The sequence below is a fragment of the Microbulbifer maximicatervae (SeqCode) genome (assembly GCF_052467825.1).
This window is the reverse complement of the sequence record NZ_CP174327.1, coordinates 572,539-587,976: the sequence shown is the minus strand read 5'-3', so window position 1 is coordinate 587,976 and position 15,438 is coordinate 572,539. Positions and strand designations below refer to the sequence as shown.

At 44.8% G+C, this 15,438-nt stretch carries 15 protein-coding genes; 6 read left to right on the top strand and 9 right to left on the bottom strand.

Features of this window, described 5'->3' with window-relative positions:
* Nucleotides 1-3 precede the first annotated feature (3 nt).
* Complete coding sequence (locus tag ACJJII_RS02605) at nt 4-384, bottom strand: DUF5329 family protein (protein WP_444918176.1); 381 nt, start codon at nt 382-384, stop codon at nt 4-6.
* 114 nt (nt 385-498) lie between these two features.
* Nucleotides 499-858: a hypothetical protein gene (locus ACJJII_RS02600; RefSeq protein ID WP_444918175.1), complete on the bottom strand. Its 360-nt coding sequence runs from the start codon at nt 856-858 to the stop codon at nt 499-501.
* A 391-nt stretch (nt 859-1,249) separates the two neighbouring features.
* Here ACJJII_RS02600 and ACJJII_RS02595 point away from each other — a divergent pair, with 391 nt between their 5' ends.
* Nucleotides 1,250-2,242 carry a hypothetical protein gene (locus tag ACJJII_RS02595; RefSeq protein WP_444918174.1) on the top strand — a complete coding sequence of 331 codons (993 nt, stop codon included), beginning with the start codon at nt 1,250-1,252 and terminating at the stop codon, nt 2,240-2,242.
* A 387-nt stretch (nt 2,243-2,629) separates the two neighbouring features.
* Here the strand turns inward: ACJJII_RS02595 and ACJJII_RS02590 are convergent, their stop codons facing one another.
* Entirely contained in the window at nt 2,630-3,754 is a 1,125-nt protein-coding gene (locus ACJJII_RS02590) for an alkene reductase (protein WP_444918173.1), read from the bottom strand.
* 179 nt (nt 3,755-3,933) lie between these two features.
* On the opposite strand from ACJJII_RS02590, the gene ACJJII_RS02585 reads away from it, so the two are divergent.
* On the top strand, nt 3,934-4,824 hold the full coding sequence (locus ACJJII_RS02585; protein WP_444918172.1) for a LysR family transcriptional regulator: 891 nt from the start codon (nt 3,934-3,936) through the stop codon (nt 4,822-4,824).
* 140 nt (nt 4,825-4,964) lie between these two features.
* Here ACJJII_RS02585 and ACJJII_RS02580 read toward each other — a convergent pair whose 3' ends face one another.
* Nucleotides 4,965-7,127, bottom strand: a complete 2,163-nt coding sequence (locus ACJJII_RS02580) for a winged helix-turn-helix domain-containing protein (RefSeq protein WP_444918171.1) — start codon at nt 7,125-7,127, stop codon at nt 4,965-4,967.
* 220 nt (nt 7,128-7,347) lie between these two features.
* Here ACJJII_RS02580 and ACJJII_RS02575 point away from each other — a divergent pair, with 220 nt between their 5' ends.
* Together ACJJII_RS02575 and ACJJII_RS02570 are read left to right on the top strand one after the other, a co-directional pair.
* A complete protein-coding gene (locus ACJJII_RS02575) occupies nt 7,348-8,193 on the top strand; it encodes an alpha/beta hydrolase (RefSeq protein ID WP_444918170.1) in 846 nt (281 codons plus the stop codon).
* A gap of 49 nt (nt 8,194-8,242) precedes the next feature.
* Entirely contained in the window at nt 8,243-9,445 is a 1,203-nt protein-coding gene (locus ACJJII_RS02570) for a serine hydrolase domain-containing protein (protein WP_444918169.1), read from the top strand.
* Nucleotides 9,446-9,612: 167 nt separating this feature from the next.
* Here ACJJII_RS02570 and csrA read toward each other — a convergent pair whose 3' ends face one another.
* The 5 genes from csrA to ACJJII_RS02545 all read right to left on the bottom strand — a co-directional run bounded on the left by csrA (nt 9,613) and on the right by ACJJII_RS02545 (nt 12,216).
* Entirely contained in the window at nt 9,613-9,822 is a 210-nt protein-coding gene (gene csrA / locus ACJJII_RS02565; RefSeq protein ID WP_282931298.1) for a carbon storage regulator CsrA, read from the bottom strand.
* A 586-nt stretch (nt 9,823-10,408) separates the two neighbouring features.
* A complete protein-coding gene (locus tag ACJJII_RS02560) occupies nt 10,409-10,741 on the bottom strand; it encodes a hypothetical protein (protein ID WP_444918168.1) in 333 nt (110 codons plus the stop codon).
* 82 nt (nt 10,742-10,823) lie between these two features.
* Nucleotides 10,824-11,402, bottom strand: coding sequence for a hypothetical protein (locus tag ACJJII_RS02555; protein ID WP_444918167.1), 579 nt, complete (start codon nt 11,400-11,402; stop codon nt 10,824-10,826).
* A 35-nt stretch (nt 11,403-11,437) separates the two neighbouring features.
* Nucleotides 11,438-11,731 carry a hypothetical protein gene (locus tag ACJJII_RS02550; protein ID WP_371839274.1) on the bottom strand — a complete coding sequence of 98 codons (294 nt, stop codon included), beginning with the start codon at nt 11,729-11,731 and terminating at the stop codon, nt 11,438-11,440.
* Nucleotides 11,728-12,216, bottom strand: coding sequence for a hypothetical protein (locus tag ACJJII_RS02545; protein WP_444918166.1), 489 nt, complete (start codon nt 12,214-12,216; stop codon nt 11,728-11,730). Before ACJJII_RS02545 ends, ACJJII_RS02550 begins: the two co-directional genes overlap by 4 nt.
* A gap of 487 nt (nt 12,217-12,703) precedes the next feature.
* On the opposite strand from ACJJII_RS02545, the gene ACJJII_RS02540 reads away from it, so the two are divergent.
* Complete coding sequence (locus ACJJII_RS02540; RefSeq protein ID WP_444918165.1) at nt 12,704-12,943, top strand: HTH-like domain-containing protein; 240 nt, start codon at nt 12,704-12,706, stop codon at nt 12,941-12,943.
* A gap of 66 nt (nt 12,944-13,009) precedes the next feature.
* Entirely contained in the window at nt 13,010-15,436 is a 2,427-nt protein-coding gene (locus ACJJII_RS02535; RefSeq protein ID WP_444918164.1) for a type I restriction-modification system subunit M, read from the top strand.
* The last annotated feature ends 2 nt before the right edge of the window (nt 15,437-15,438 follow it).

The following is a 15,438-nucleotide window of genomic DNA, read 5'->3' as shown; positions in this document are numbered from 1 at the left end:
TTCTCAATTAGCATTGGATCTTAGCTGTGTCGTTTCACGGTAGCGTGCTAATTCGTTCAGAAGCCACCTTTGGGATTCTTCTTTAGGCTTATCGGCACACTGAATATGGTAGGGCTTACCACTAAAGGTGCTCTTGGTCGCACTTAGCCTAATAAAATCCTCTGCGCTATCAATTTTGTTGGAGAAATACTTATATTTCTTCTCCATATGCTCCACTGCTTCCTGGCTGGTGTGCTCACTATCGTTGCGGATAAAGGTACACTCTGAAGCAGAGACAAACTCCATTAGGTGGTTTATTTCGTTGATAGGAGTATCTGCCTGAGCCAGGTTGGAGGACATACTTAGCGGGATAATAGTAAGTAAAGTTGAGATACCTTTAATCATTTTCCCATTCCTTGGCTGTGGAGTATCAGGGGAGTTCATTAGCGGGCCGAGAACTGGTATAGGGTCAAGAGGAGCGCTATACCAGAACTATATCAAGGCCAGCAGCCTGGTGCTTTAAGTGTTCTTAGTGACTACCACTTTTGCAGTGCACTGTACGCTCTTGCTAGCTTCCTCTCCAACAACTTCAGAAGATTCAGTCAAAATTTTTGAGATAGTAAGTTCAGAGGCAGAAATCACCTCCATCATTTCCTTCTTACAGTTGGTGATGTTGAAGGCATTAGAAACAGCTGGGTCATAGCTGATTTTGTGAGAGAAGTCTCTCTCTTCTTCACCATTACGGCTTCTTTTGATGCTTTGGAACGCCTCTTTACCCGCATCTACAGTGTCCCCGATCACGTTGCCGGGTTGTACCTCGAGTTTCATACAAGAAGCAGTAGCAAGGGCTAGTGTAATAATGCTCAAGAGGTTCTTCATTTCTTTTTGGGCTCTGGAAATTGTAATTTTCTTTAAAACAGTACAGTGTACTAGGTTAAGGTATTTTACATGAAGAATAACAACGAGTCCTACAAGTGGCCTTTATAACAATAAGAGTAAGCGATTACTTGGCTATTTAGTGGACTTTTTGACTAAAAACTAGCCTGTCAGTTAAAGTATTACTTGTGAAAGTATCCCTCTGGCTGAGATAGATAGTTTTGAAAAGTGTTAACCGCAGGATAAAAGCTATTTTTTATAAGCTGCTTTTAAGTATCCAGACAGGTTAAGTTAGCGTGTTTATATATGGGCCAATATTTTGAACTATGTGTTTTTATTAGTATCTGATGATCTCTGAAATATAAATATACTAAAAATAAATGGTACTATTGTTATGTTTCGACTTTTATTCTTAGCTCTAGTGATTTCCACTCTGTCTTGTTCTGTTCTTGCTGAGAGCCCAGTTGTCAATGGAGTGAAAAATTGGCATTCGGTTAAATTTAAAAATGAGCTGTTGCTAAATTTACACCTCTATTTATATGAATTAGCGAGAGATAAAGATTTACATAATGATTTAAAAAAGGGGGGAACTCTTTCTGTTGAGGAGCAAGAGATTTTTGACCTGGTAATTAGCGAGTATAGGAAATATGGCGCTGACAAAAATATACATATCATCAGGTCTAATTCTGAGATTTCAGATTTAACTGCACTCTTGTTATCACATCACGCCGTTAAGCAAGGTTCTGTGGAAAATGTTCTATATGCACATATAAATAACCTATCAACCATTTATAAAGCAAAGTTGTGGCCGGTCCATCAAGCGAGAAATCTTAGTTGGTACCTGAATTTGAAAAGTAAACTTGATGTTTATGGATATAGGGTTTCTAGCAGCTTGGAAAAGCTATTTGATGAAAAGCTGGTTCTTGATGAGCATACGGTAAATATTGTTTACAAACCTGGAATGCGCCAGGGCGCTACCACTTCTGGGAGAAGCTTTCAAACGATTATTAATAGTACCTATTCAGATTATACTGACTGGTATGCGTTTGAGATGTTTTTCCATGAAATCTCTCATGCTAATGGAGTAGGTCGAAATAGTAAGTTGCAGCGGGTCATTAATACAGAATTTAGTCGGCTGGGGCTGGACAATCATAAAGGAATTTGGCATCCGATACAGTTCTATACCGTTGGAGAAATAGTTAAGAAAGTGATATTCGAGGATGACTCTGAGTATGTACCTTATGCCGAAATACATGGCCTGTATAGTGGGCATTGGGACTACAAAGTACTACTTGATAAGTATTGGAAGCCTTACTTGGATGGAAAAGTTTCTATGGAGGTTGCGATAAGTAATATTGCGGTAGCTTTATCAAAGAAGGCTGCTTGATCTTATACTAATATAACTAATTAGTAATATTGATGCATTTACGGTGCCTCAAGATACTTGTAAACTTGAGGCTTATTAAATTCTCAGGTTTTACCTTTTACCTAAGGATAGCTCGGTCTACTCATCATCCTGATGATATAAGCCTATTTTTTTCCAGGGTAATTAGTCTTTGCATAAGATAAAGGTATGGCTTTAAGGCTTAAAAATATTATCTCTTATGAGTAGTCTGGAAAAAGAAGCCCCAGAAAATAGAATTCTCTGAGGCTATCTATTTCTAATCAATAAGCGCTTATGCCTTTTGAATAGCGCTGATAGACTTTAGAAATATTTATAGAAATGCCACTTACAGCTAGCAATTCATAATGAACAAGTCCAGCCTACGCCAGATCACGGCTGGTAGAGAGGGTAGTCGGTATATCCTACTTCGGTGCCGCCATACATAGTGTTTGGATCAACCTGATTGAGTGGCCATTCATTGCGAATACGCGTGGGAAGATCCGGGTTGGCAATAAAAGGTCGGCCAAAGCCAAAGATATCTCCATGACCTGCGTCAAGCACCCGCAAAGCTTTCTCGGGGGAATACTTTCCTGCATACATGATGCGTCCGCCAAAGATTTCACGTACTTCTTGATAGAAATTCTCAGGTAAATCCGGTGCATTATCCCAATCCGCCTCGGCCAGTGACAGATAGGCAATTCCAGCTTCGTTTAGCAGCTTGATAGCCTCGATATAAGTCTTGTGGGGATCACTCTCTACCAGACCTAGGTAGACTCTGTCCTCATCGGTACTTTCGAAAAGCGGTGCAAACCGGACACCGAGTCGTTCGCTGCCGACTTCTTCTGATACCGCTGCAACAATTTCTTTAAGGAAACGCAGACGATTTTCCAAACTACCACCATACTCATCATCGCGATGATTGGTATGTTCTGAAATAAACTGGTTCACAAGGTAACCGTTGGCACAGTGTAGCTCAACACCATCAAAACCAGCTTCCATCGCATTTCGCGCGGCTTGGGCATAGAGTTGAACCAGTTCTTTAACTTCCTCTGTTGTCAGCGCACGAGGCTCACTGGGTTCAGCCAGGGCGCCTTGTCCTGGACCTGTCTCGATAAATACCTTAACTGTGTCTGCACGGATAGCAGATGGCGCAACGGGCGCTGCATTGCCTGGCTGTAGTGAAGTGTGAGATACACGCCCAACGTGCCATAGCTGGGCAAAGATAATACCGCCTTGATCGTGCACGGCTTTGGTTACTTTTTTCCAGCCTTCGATCTGTTCCTTCGAATAGATTCCGGGTGTCCAAGCGTAGCCCTGGCCCCTGGGTTCGATTTGCGTGCCCTCTGTAACCATAAACCCAGCACCAGCACGCTGTGAGTAATAGTTAGCCATCAAGTCATTGGCAATATTTCCAGGCTGGCTACTGCGTGATCGGGTCAGGGGTGGCAGAACAATACGGTTTTTCAGGGTGTAAGGGCCCAGGTTGATCTCACTGAATAGTGACTCGTTTTTCATAATGACCTTCCTGTTAAAAACTGACTGCAGCGAGTGTTTGAAAAGACACAGGTAAAAAGCAGCGGTGATAAGGGCAACTGAATAGCCCCAGCGAGTTTTGGCTGTGCCTTGTGATGGTGGGAATACTAGAGGTGCAAGGATACAATTTGAAACAACTACTCTTTGTCTTGGTTACAAATATGAATGGTATAAGCCGCCTGGACCTAAAACAGCTACGTATACTGGAAGCACTGCTTCAAGAGAGAAATCTATCCCGGGTAGCCGAAAAGGTGGGGTTAACCCAGCAAGCGATAAGCGAACAGTTGCGTAAGCTGAGAGAAGTGTTTGATGACCGGCTGTTTATCCGGCAAGGCAACGGTATGGTGCCTACCCCTGTTGCTGAGCAGCTGGGAGGCAGGATCAGCAGTATTTTGAAGGATGTAGAGTCACTGCTAACTCCAATAGCGTTTGATCCGGCAACTTATAAAGGGATTTTTAGTATTAGTGCTACGGATTACGCGATTCAATCGGTATTGCCCCAGCTATTAGAGGTTGTCCGTAAATCTTCCCCGGAACTTAAAGTTATCGTCAGGGACTTTGAAACAGATAATCTCAATCAGTTAATGGTGGCTGGTGAGATCGACTTAGCGCTCACCTTTCCTGATTTCATTCCGGATGATCTTCCATACAAGCTGTTATTTGAGGAGCAGCATGTCTGTATAGCGGGAAAAAAGTCTCCACTGAAGGGTAAGTCATTAACATTGGCAGATGTAGCCGAGCTTCCGCAACTGATCATTTCACCATCACGGGCAAACCTCAAAGGATCACACGATGAGTGGTTTGCGATGCAGGGGCTAAAACGCAATATTGTTATGTCGATACCCAGCTTCTCTGCCGCCCCAGATATAATTGCAGCTACAGACACAATTGCGTTCTACCCCTCAAGACTACTACCCAATAAAAAAGTTATTCCTCTTAAGTTGGACACGCAAACACCAAAATTTGAGGTTATAGCAGCATGGCATAGCCGATCTAGCCATAGCCAGCTTCATATGTGGATGGTTGAACAGCTTATGAAACTTTTTAAGTAGCCTCTTGGGTAACCAATAGGCTCCTTTATAGAGCGTTAGAAGTATACAAAAGAATAATATTTGGAATTAAATCGCGGTGGGGAAATAAGATGGTTTATAGCGAACCATCTTATTTTTGAAAACTGAAACAGGTTGTATTTCTATTCCCGTAAGAATAACTCAGCTACTTCTTTTTTAGCGGCAACAACATAGGTAATCATTAGGTTTTCCTGATTAATATCAGTTAGATAATCGATATCTCTATGAACGGCTCTCAAAATAGAAAAGTTACCGGTGTTGAGGTCGTAAGACCATAACTGATCATCTTGATTGATTGAGTAAATCATATTCTCTTTGATCACAAACCTTTTCTCACTCCCCTGATGAACCAGCTCTTCGATTAGCTGGTCTTCCGCAGGGCCGGGCTGCCAGAAGCGATTCATATGATCCATATAGATCAGCTGGCCATCTTCGCTTCGTTGGGCCCAGTTAACTTGGGTATCGTTGATAATGCTTACTTCAAGATTATCCAAGTTTACTTCCGCAAACTTTGTAACGCCTTTAACCGTTAAAGTTAACAGCGCGAGGTTACTCACACTATCCCACTGGAATAGTCGGTCAACTGGATGCGCTAGTGAGAAGGCTTCTCTGCTACCGTCCAGGGAGATTTTAGTCAGTATCTGATTGGCACTCGCCAGTATGCTTTGGCCGTCGGCGGACCAGCTAATACCGTAGATATTGGTATCCATGGGAAACCGGCTGACTTGCCGTAAATCGCTGCCATCAGTTATCCACACCTGATCTTCACCAGAGCGCCTGGATGTAAATGCAATCAAGTTGCCATTGGGTTGGAAAATGCCATCATCTTCTCCCAAAATCGATCGTGTTGTGCTTGGGTAGAGTTCGCTGACATCTTCGTCCGAAGGCGTATCGATTGACTCAGGTTGGTTAAGTGGTATTGATGCAATATCACTATCGTATCGGCCCTTAATTAGAAGTGCTCTCTGCCCATTTGGGTGAAAATCGGGTGTGCTGGTAGATTGATCCAAAGGCAAATCAAGCTTACTGACCTTTCCACCATAAGTAAGAGAGAAGAGTCGTCGGCCTGTGCTAAAGATTAACTCATCTTTAAGCGGCGAAAAGTTAGGGGATATAGTCCTGCGTTGGGGGATTTCATCCGGATAGTCTATCGGGTGACTAGATAAAAGCGCCCCCTTGGAATCCAGCATATCGATATAAAGCTGGCCATCTTGGTGATGGCTGGTTACAGCTATTAACCCATCAGTGATTGAGTAATCAAAGTAGGCTAGATTTCCATTCTCCAGATCATAAAGGACTCGACTGGTATTATCCCTGACTGAATAGTTGATTAACCGCCAACGGTTAGTCTCTTTATGCAAAATAGCGAGATCATTGTTATTTAACCATACAGGGTTCCTAATGGCTGAGTTCTTACAGCGCATTAATACATTTGGCTGCTGTGGGCTGACTAATGCCTTTTGAAAATCCAGGCTTACGAGGTTGTAACAGGTATTCTGGGTTAGCGGTATGGTGCAGTCTTCTTCAGAAATAAATACCAGTTTCTTGCCATCTGGTGATAGTGTATGGCGGCCATAAGTACCCCATTCTGGAGTTAATTCCGTCTCCTTCTGGGTACGTATATTCCTGGCCCAGATTTTATTAACACAGAGCTTATCTAGATAACGATTAAAAATAATATATTCACCATCTGGCGAATAAGAGGGGCCAAATTCTTTGCGGTCAGTTGCGGTTACTGCCTGTAATCGATCAAATACAAGCTGAGAGTTTTGCTCGGGCGGAGAGTATTTAAATATAATAAATACTAATAATACCAAGCCGACAAGTGCAAAGATTGGAAATCGATTTGGTTTGATAGTCTGGGTTTGGTGGCTTGGATTAGCCGGTGTTATATCTATTTCAGGCTTAGGGGAAGTGGGGGAGGGAGCTTCCTCTCTCGGTGCTGTCTTATCTTGTGGAATAGAATCATCTTGCCAAACAATATCGCATTCCAGGCTATAACCCTGTTTGGCGTGAGTTCTAATATAAGATTGCTGCTTTCGATCCTCGCCCAAGGCTTTTCTAAGTTGCGCAATACTTCTTTGCAGCGTATTTGGTGTGACTATTGTATCGGGCCAGACTTCAGACAGTAGCTCATCCTGGCTCACCACTTTTCGCTGATGCTTTGCCAAGTGGGTTAAGACCGCAAGGGCTTTTGGAGGGATAGTTTGCGATTGCTCACTTTGGGTGATCTGGTTTCTGGATAAATCAATAAAGAAGTCACCCACCCAATATTGTAAAGCCATTGATGTATCTACCTGAACAAATTTTGAGCTGAATTTTTGCCGTCGATACTAGCATAAACCCTGATTACATCTAAAGCGTGCCTTGTAACTTATTGATAAATAGGAAATTTTTGTCGGCAACGTAAAGTCATCCAAAAATCAGGAGTACGTCAGGTGTTTCACTGGCTCCTTGTTTAGATTGAGCGCTTCTCCGATCACATGTAACGGTATAAATACTGATATGAAAAAGCGTTTACTAGTCGCCTTTCTCCTGATGCTACCTATCGCTGCCCTTGAAGCAGGTGAGCATAAGGCCCTGGAGCTATCCACAATCCAAGTAATACCCATTCAAGACTCCAGCAGTAACAGAGAATACGAGCTGTTTATTAAGCTGCCCGAGAAATACGAGGAGAGTGATACTAAGAAGCATCCGGTTATTTACTATACAGATGCTTTATGGGCAGTTGAAATACTATCGGCCACTACTGAATATGCACTGGAAGATGCAATTTTGGTAGGTATTGGCTGGCAGAAAGATATGTCAGCTGATGAAAATGAATGGTCGAGCCGATATCGGGACTTTAAGCCAGCACTACCCTCAGATAATAAAGATAAAAACACCTATAAAGGAGAGGCCCATCAGCATCTCACCTTTATAAGAAATGACGTTATTAAGTATATCGAAAGCAATTACCGCGCGAATCCATATAACCGTACTTATTTCGGTTACTCATTCGGGGGGCTCTTTGGGGTTTACGCCTTAATAAGCCAACCGGATACTTTTCAAAACTACATTATCGGTAGCCCATCAAGATTGATAGGCACTTATATGGATTCCCGGCTTGAATCAGAGCCTAACAAACCATTGATGGAACTACCCAAGCAAACAAACGTATTTATTGCTTACGGTGCACTAGAGAAGGAGCTCGGCGCTACGGTAGAAAAGTTTGTTGGCGAGTTAAAGGGCCAAAAATTGGCTAACTTATCTCTGGAGCCGGTGGTTATCGAATCGGCGAATCACACTACAGCATTCCCAAAGACATCCGTGCGCAGTATTTATTGGCTTGCCGATAAGCTGAAACACTAATCAATGGAATATCGAATCATATTAATTATAAATAAATTTGGTCTCTAAGATGATTATTAAAAAGCTAATCGCAATCGGCTTAATGTACGGTATAAGCGCCACTGCGGGCGCAGGAGACTTACATGCTCCAGAAATAAATATGGCCGACTATGGTAGTGACCTCACAGGCCTGGAGGGATCAATACCAAAGCTTAAAAAAGCATTTATTGATACAGCCCCAGCGGATAGAAAAGACGGTATTCCTGTTGGTGAGATAGATGTAATCAAGGAGAGTTTGCAACAGCTGGCACTAGAAATAGCTGATAACCAACATACACCTTACGACAGCTTGCTAGTTGCACAAAATAACAAACTGGTATTTGAATCCTATTACTCCCTTGGTCGTGTCAATTTTCCTCACCCTCAAGCATCTGCCACCAAGGCCTATACCGCCCTGGCGATTGGGCGGGCGATACAGCTAGGGTATTTGACCATGGAAGACTTAGACAAGCCTGTCACTTCCTTCCTGAAAGGTCTGGATAGGAAGCAACTTGTTAAAGGCGCAGACCTTGTCACACTGAATCATGCTATGAGCATGCAGTCAGGAATCCGTATCGCAGAGGAAAAACTCGATGCCTTACTAGAAAAACCTGAGCAGTTAACCGGGAAAAAGCTGGCCCAAATCTATCTAAGTTACAGTAAGCCGATCACTTCTGATTCGCAAACTTACTTATATCAAGGCTCAGACCCAATGATTGCAATGCTGGTTCTGGATGCTGTAGTTCCTGGCTCCGCGAGTGACTTTATTAAAGAAGAGCTACTGGAGAAGATGGGGATAGATATCTATCATTGGAAGGAAGCCGTTAGTGGAGTGCCCCAGGCAGGGTCAAGAGCCATGATGACATCGCGCAGTATGGTTAAGTGGGGCACTTTAGTGCTCAATAAAGGCAAATGGAATGGTCAGCAATTAATTCCGGAGGCGTATATTGCCAAGGCTACTGGCAAAGTGGCTGTTCCCACAGATGATGAGTTTGACTATACCAACTTTTCATACGGCTACTTCTTCTGGCGAACGCCTCTGAAGGTTGGCAACAAGAAATATATCGCAAAGTTTGGCTGGGGCGGTGGTGGCCAGTATGTGATCTCCATTGGAGATCTTGATTTGGTGATTGCGATCACGGGCCACAGAGATGATGACAAAACCCTGGGTTTGATAGAACAACGTATTTTGCCGGCTTTTGTATCTTCTGCATTAAGTGGTACAGCTGGCTAAATTGTTACATTTATTGACCTTGCCTAAGCACTGTTAAAGTTTTCTGTCCAGCATTTAGGGCCTCTGGAATAAGGAAGCCCTAAATGCTGGACAGATTGTTCGATTACACAAGGGTTGCGGTAGTTATCGTTTTTGAAGTAGTAGGACCAAAGCAGGATTGTTAGGGCTCACTCTACTGGGAAAATTTGCTTTTTATCCCCATTGTCTTGCCTCTGTTGTCTTTTGATTCTCCTATAAATCTCTTCACGGTGAACCGCCAAGGTCTTGGGGGCGATTATGCCTACCCGCACCTGATTACCTTTAACTTCTAATATTGTGATTGAGACGTTTTCCCCAATCCTGAGGTTCTCGCCTGTACGGCGGTTTAAAATCAACATATTGGTCTCCTAATGAGACGCAAAGTATTGGCAAACTTCCCGCAACGGGAAGGCCAGGGAAGTCATATTGGTTGCAGGTTTTAGGAGGGGCGCGAGAACGGTAGGCGTAAAAGAAGAAAAGGCGGGCGCTAGACTCCCAGTGCTTGGGGAATCGCCTCAGGTTACTGAATTTGCAACCTTTTATTGAAGACGAGCGGGTTTCTAGCGTACCATTCATGGAGCCACTTTGATAATTACGCTATCAATTTGGTTAGCTGGCCCCGGGTGTTGCCGCACCTTGGGTCAGCGCCTTTTACTTACTCTTACGTCACACTACCGTTCTCCTTTGAGAATGGGTCTTTTAGAAAATTCTCGGTGTTCTTGTTTTATCTTGGGCTGTTGGCTTGCCGAAGCCGATTTGATCACGGCCCAAAATATTGATAAATATCTATCGATTCTACGCAGCTTTGACGCTGAAGAAAACTTAATAAAATCCAATAAGATTATTTGGGCGCCTATATTTTCTATGAGTTTACTTTGCCGGGTGGCAATTGCTCATTAAAAATGGAACCCAAAATATTGGCTCTTTTAGTGGACATAATGAATACTATGCGCGGTTAATCCTATTTGATTCTTCAATCCATTGTTGGCTAAAGCCTGCTCTTTTGGTATAGCCGATAAAAATATTCATTAGCTTTTCCATGCAACTCTCAAGATCCACTTCAAACTCTAATTCTTCGTCGGCCTGGTAATCTTCAGCTGCTTGGTCTGCCATGTCCCAGAAAAACTGGGTGAGCTTTCTGGCTTCGTTAGCGGAAGTGATATCATTCATTCCGAGTACGAGATCCTCGGTAAATTGATTTTCTAATTTTCTGGAATAATATAATACCACACCCTTGATAGTGGTTTCGTGCTCGCTAAATTCAATCATCGCTTGCAAATATTAGGTTTTCATTTTACTCAATATACTAATTATCTTGTACGGATTAACTTTCCAATTGATTGTGCCACTAACGTACAAATTAGAGAGAGGTTAGGAGGTCTTTGTTGAATATAAGCCCCTTAAGGCCTAGCTCTTCTACTAAACTTTTGAACTTGTCTCCACAATAGAGCGCTGAACAGCGGTCAAACTTGCTCTTGAAAATTAGATTGTCTTTAACGCTACGTTCATCAAATCCTATGCTTTTCACTCCCATCCATAAATTATCCACAATGTCTGCTTCGCTTATACTTTTGTCCGCCTGCACAGTATTTAGGCAGTTGAAAACAAAATAAGTCTGATTGTTGATGGTGAGTGGTAGAAACTCCCCCAGTGAGCTGAGGTGGTTTTTCAGTTTGTCATAGGCATGCGGGGATAATACTAAGTTTGTGCCATTCCATGTTGTAATATCGGGGTTTGCATTGTTGTTAAGCCCGACGTCTACAAACTTTGCGCCTATATCTACCCAATAATCTTTAAGAGAGATATTGTCCCAGCTATAACTGTAGAACTCATCTTCACCCAGAGTTTCATCAAGAGTATTCCCAAGTTCTTCAAGGTCTAAATCTAAGTTATAGAAATCCGTGTAATTAAAGCCGATTTTATAGGTCACTTCGGCCATCCCATTATTCACCTTATATATGGGAGGGTAGGATTTTAAGCATTATCCACTTCATCATCCCACTGCTTTTCATAGCCTGCTTCTTCCAGGTAGCCGCCGAGAGTGTTGTAAAGCTTCTCAGTCCAGTATTCAGAGCTTCCCTCGCAGGGGATTTCTACACCCTGGGCCGATTTCTCAATCATGGCCCAGAAGAATTTACTTAGATGAGTGGCTTCTTCTGCAGAGGAAACGTATCCACGTTCGATAATCTCGCTGGCCTTAATATCTTCCAGGATTTCGGCAAAATATATCGCGACGATTTTTTCTTCTGGATATCTATATTCGATCATAGTGTGAATCCTGCATCTTTAATGACCGACATTCGGTCTGCTATCCAATTTAATTTTTCCACTAGCTGGTGCACTAGCATTTTATCGGTAACAGTAAGAAAGTGATGTCCTTTCTTCTTTTGATCTGGCACAAACTTCAAGCCTGGAGGAATGTCCGCTGCCTCCAATACCCAGTAAACATGTACTGCCGTACTAGGGTTGTGTTTCTGCATCATTTTATGCAGACCCTTTAAGTGTTGCCAGTTTGAAGAAAATGAAAGGCCCATTTGCGGATGGGGTAAAACCCATTGATAGTCGGGAGATAAGTACCAATCTTTTACTCTAAGCCCCTGTACCAGCTTCTCTCCAGGGGGAGTATTCTCCGGGTCATACAGTGTGGGATGGTTTTCTCCGACAGTAGGTCGGGCAACGAACCCCTGAAATTCTTTAATGATTTCCCGAAGGTCCTCCATAGTTCTAAACTGGTGGATGTATTGCTTAATCATTGCTTCCGCTATCCTGCTAATTCAATTCCTTTTTACATTGCTCTTATAAAGCTAGCCGCCAATTAAAATCAAGTTAAAAGTAACTTTAATCGATCGGCTAATTGATCAGTGCCAACCCTCAGTAATTCAAATCAAAAGTTCATAGAGGGAAAGTAATAAATCAACAAACTCAATGAGCTTAGGCAGGATAAGAGGAGGGCAGCAGAGTGTTTCATTAACTATGGCAACTGATCAGAAACTAGCCTCTGGCGAACCACTTTACTCAGTAAAGTTCTTCTAAGGTTGGTTACTTATAGATGCAGACACCGCCTCAGCGATCATAGTTCAGTCACGCAACACCAAAATAGGGTGCTGAGGCCAATATCTGTGCGATATAGGAAAGCCTTCTCTCCTTTAAGTAGCCGATAAATTAGCCAGTTTTGAACCTTGGCTAATCTAGCTAATTTAGCTAGATTAGCTAGCTGCTTTTACATTATCGAATCCGGACATGAACGAATCCGAAATCTACCAACAAATCCGCACCGCCTTAGAGGCTGCTCCCCGCAACCAGTACACCCAAGAGCTGCACTTGCAGATGATCAAGTACGCCGATCAGCTGCAGAAAATCACCTCCAAGGAGTTCTGTGAGGGCGTGGGCCTGCGGCAGAGCTTTGCTACTGAGTTTAGCAAGATGCGTAACCTCACCCAACGCCTGAAGGCCGCCGGGTTAAATACTGAGCAGTTGTAAACGGCTGCGCTCAGAGCGCTCAACGACAACGAATACTTTTAAAGAATACTTAGGAATTACCGCTTAATGGCCATTAAGAAGACCGCTCTCTACTCCTCCCTCTGGGCTAGCTGTGACCAGTTGCGCGGTGGCATGGATGCCAGCCAATACAAGGACTATGTACTCACCCTGCTGTTTATGAAGTACGTATCCGACAAGTACAAGGGCGACCCCTACGGCATGATTGTGGTACCCAACGGTGCCAGCTTTGAGGATATGGTTGCCCTCAAGGGCGATAAAGAAGTTGGTGATAAGCTGAACAAGATTATCAGCGCCCTAGCGGAGGAAAATGACCTCAAGGGCGTGATCGATGTGGCCGACTTTAACGATGAAGACAAGCTCGGCAAAGGCAAGGATATGGTGGATCGCCTATCCAAGCTGATCGGCTTGTTCGAAGGGCTGGACCTATCCGCCAACCACGCCGACGGCGATGACCTGCTGGGTGATGCCTACGAATACCTGATGCGTCACTTCGCCACCGAGTCCGGCAAGAGTAAGGGCCAATTCTATACGCCCTCAGAGGTCTCCCGTATTTTGGCCAAGGTAGTGGGTATCACCAGCGATACACCGCAGGATGCGAGTGTTTACGATCCTACGTGTGGTTCCGGCTCCCTGTTGCTGAAGGCCAGCGATGAGGCCCCGCGTGGTCTGTCGATCTTCGGCCAAGAGATGGACAATGCCACCAGCGCCCTGTCACGCATGAATATGATTCTGCACAACAATGCCACCGCTAAGATCTGGAAGGGTAACACCCTTTCCGAACCGCAATGGAAAGAGACAAATGGCCGGCTTAAAACCTTTGACTTCGCCGTGGCCAACCCACCGTTTTCCAATAAAAACTGGAGCAATGGCCTTAATCCGGAGCAAGATAAGTTCAACCGCTTTACCTGGGGGGTGCCGCCGGAGAAGAACGGCGACTACGCCTTCCTATTGCATATCCTCACTTCACTGAAGAGCACCGGTAAGGGCGCGGTGATTTTGCCTCACGGGGTGTTGTTCCGTGGCAATGCCGAAGCGCGTATCCGCGAGAACCTGATTAGACAGGGTTATATCAAGGGGATTATCGGCTTACCGTCCAACCTCTTCTACGGCACCGGCATTCCTGCTTGCATTATTGTGGTGGACAAGGCGCAGGCGCAGGGTCGCGACAGTATCTTTATGGTGGATGCGAGCAAAGGCTTTATTAAGGACGGTAACAAGAACCGCCTGCGCAGTCAGGATATCCACAAGGTGGTCGATGTGTTCACCAAGCAGACTGAGCTGGATCGCTACAGCCGGCTGGTACCGCTCAGTGAGATTGCTGCAAACGACTACAACCTGAATATCCCGCGCTATATCGACGCCTCCGAGCCGGAGGACCTGCACGATCTCAGCGCGCACCTGCAAGGCGGTATCCCCAATGCCGATCTGGACCAGCTCAGCGCTTTCTGGGAGGTATTTCCCACTCTGCGCCAGACCCTGTTTTCATCGCTGCATGACAAGGGGCGCGATGGCTACAGCCAGGCGCTGGTGGAACCCGGCCAGGTGAAGAGTACCCTGCTGGCACACCCAGAATTTACCGCTTTCCGCGATCAGGCACTGGCACCCTTTACCCAGTGGACAGAAACGCAGCCCTTTGAAGAGCTGCAAGAGGGTGACAAGCCCAAGGTTTTTATTCACGAAATCTCCGAGGCGCTGCTGGAGGCCTATATACCGGTGCCGCTGCTCAGTCGCTACGACGTCTACCAGATTCTGATGGACTACTGGGCGGAGACTATGCAGGACGATGTGTACCTGATCACCCAGGGGGGCTGGCCGGCCGCTGCCCAGTTGCGCGTGCTAGTACCTAAGAAGGGGGAGAAGCTGCAGGAAACTCCAGACCTGATCGTCAATAAAACCAAATACAAGGCCGATGCGATACCGCCACAATTGATTGCCGAGCGTTTTGCCAGCCAACAGCTGGCCGAAGTCAACGCCGCGCAGGGCGTGCTGGACGAAGCCACAGCCGAGCTGGGGAGCTACCTGGAGGAGCACGGTGGTGAGGACGGCCTGCTGAGCGCGGCTATTAACGAAAAAGACAAAATTACCAAGGCCAGTGTTACCGCGCGTTTGAAGGAGATTTTTGATTACGAAGAGGAACAGGTTCTTAAGCAGGCCAAGAAACTGTTCAATGCGGAAGCTACAGCTAAAAAAGCCCATAAAGAAGCGAAAGAAGAATTGGATAAGCGAGTACTGGCACAGTATGGCCAGTTGACCGAGGAGGATATCCAGGCGCTACTGATCGATGATAAATGGCTGGCCAGTCTTGAAATTGCTATGCAGGCGGAAATTGAGCGGGTGACTCAGCAGCTGGCCAACCGATTAAGAGAATTGGAAGAGCGCTATCACGATCCGCTGCCGCAATTGATTCAGCAGGTGGAAAGCTTAAGTGACAAGGTGGTCGGGCATTTGCGGGCAATGGGGTTGGAGTACTAATT

Bases quoted from the DNA above. Each gene is read 5' to 3' on its own strand.
- ACJJII_RS02605 (WP_444918176.1), bottom strand. From the start codon at position 384: ATGATTAAAGGTATCTCAACTTTACTTACTATTATCCCGCTAAGTATG.
- ACJJII_RS02600 (WP_444918175.1), bottom strand. From the start codon at position 858: ATGAAGAACCTCTTGAGCATTATTACACTAGCCCTTGCTACTGCTTCT.
- ACJJII_RS02595 (WP_444918174.1), top strand. From the start codon at position 1,250: ATGTTTCGACTTTTATTCTTAGCTCTAGTGATTTCCACTCTGTCTTGT.
- ACJJII_RS02590 (WP_444918173.1), bottom strand. From the start codon at position 3,754: ATGAAAAACGAGTCACTATTCAGTGAGATCAACCTGGGCCCTTACACC.
- ACJJII_RS02585 (WP_444918172.1), top strand. From the start codon at position 3,934: ATGAATGGTATAAGCCGCCTGGACCTAAAACAGCTACGTATACTGGAA.
- ACJJII_RS02580 (WP_444918171.1), bottom strand. From the start codon at position 7,127: ATGGCTTTACAATATTGGGTGGGTGACTTCTTTATTGATTTATCCAGA.
- ACJJII_RS02575 (WP_444918170.1), top strand. From the start codon at position 7,348: ATGAAAAAGCGTTTACTAGTCGCCTTTCTCCTGATGCTACCTATCGCT.
- ACJJII_RS02570 (WP_444918169.1), top strand. From the start codon at position 8,243: ATGATTATTAAAAAGCTAATCGCAATCGGCTTAATGTACGGTATAAGC.
- csrA (WP_282931298.1), bottom strand. From the start codon at position 9,822: ATGTTGATTTTAAACCGCCGTACAGGCGAGAACCTCAGGATTGGGGAA.
- ACJJII_RS02555 (WP_444918167.1), bottom strand. From the start codon at position 11,402: ATGGCCGAAGTGACCTATAAAATCGGCTTTAATTACACGGATTTCTAT.
- ACJJII_RS02550 (WP_371839274.1), bottom strand. From the start codon at position 11,731: ATGATCGAATATAGATATCCAGAAGAAAAAATCGTCGCGATATATTTT.
- ACJJII_RS02545 (WP_444918166.1), bottom strand. From the start codon at position 12,216: ATGATTAAGCAATACATCCACCAGTTTAGAACTATGGAGGACCTTCGG.
- ACJJII_RS02540 (WP_444918165.1), top strand. From the start codon at position 12,704: ATGAACGAATCCGAAATCTACCAACAAATCCGCACCGCCTTAGAGGCT.
- ACJJII_RS02535 (WP_444918164.1), top strand. From the start codon at position 13,010: ATGGCCATTAAGAAGACCGCTCTCTACTCCTCCCTCTGGGCTAGCTGT.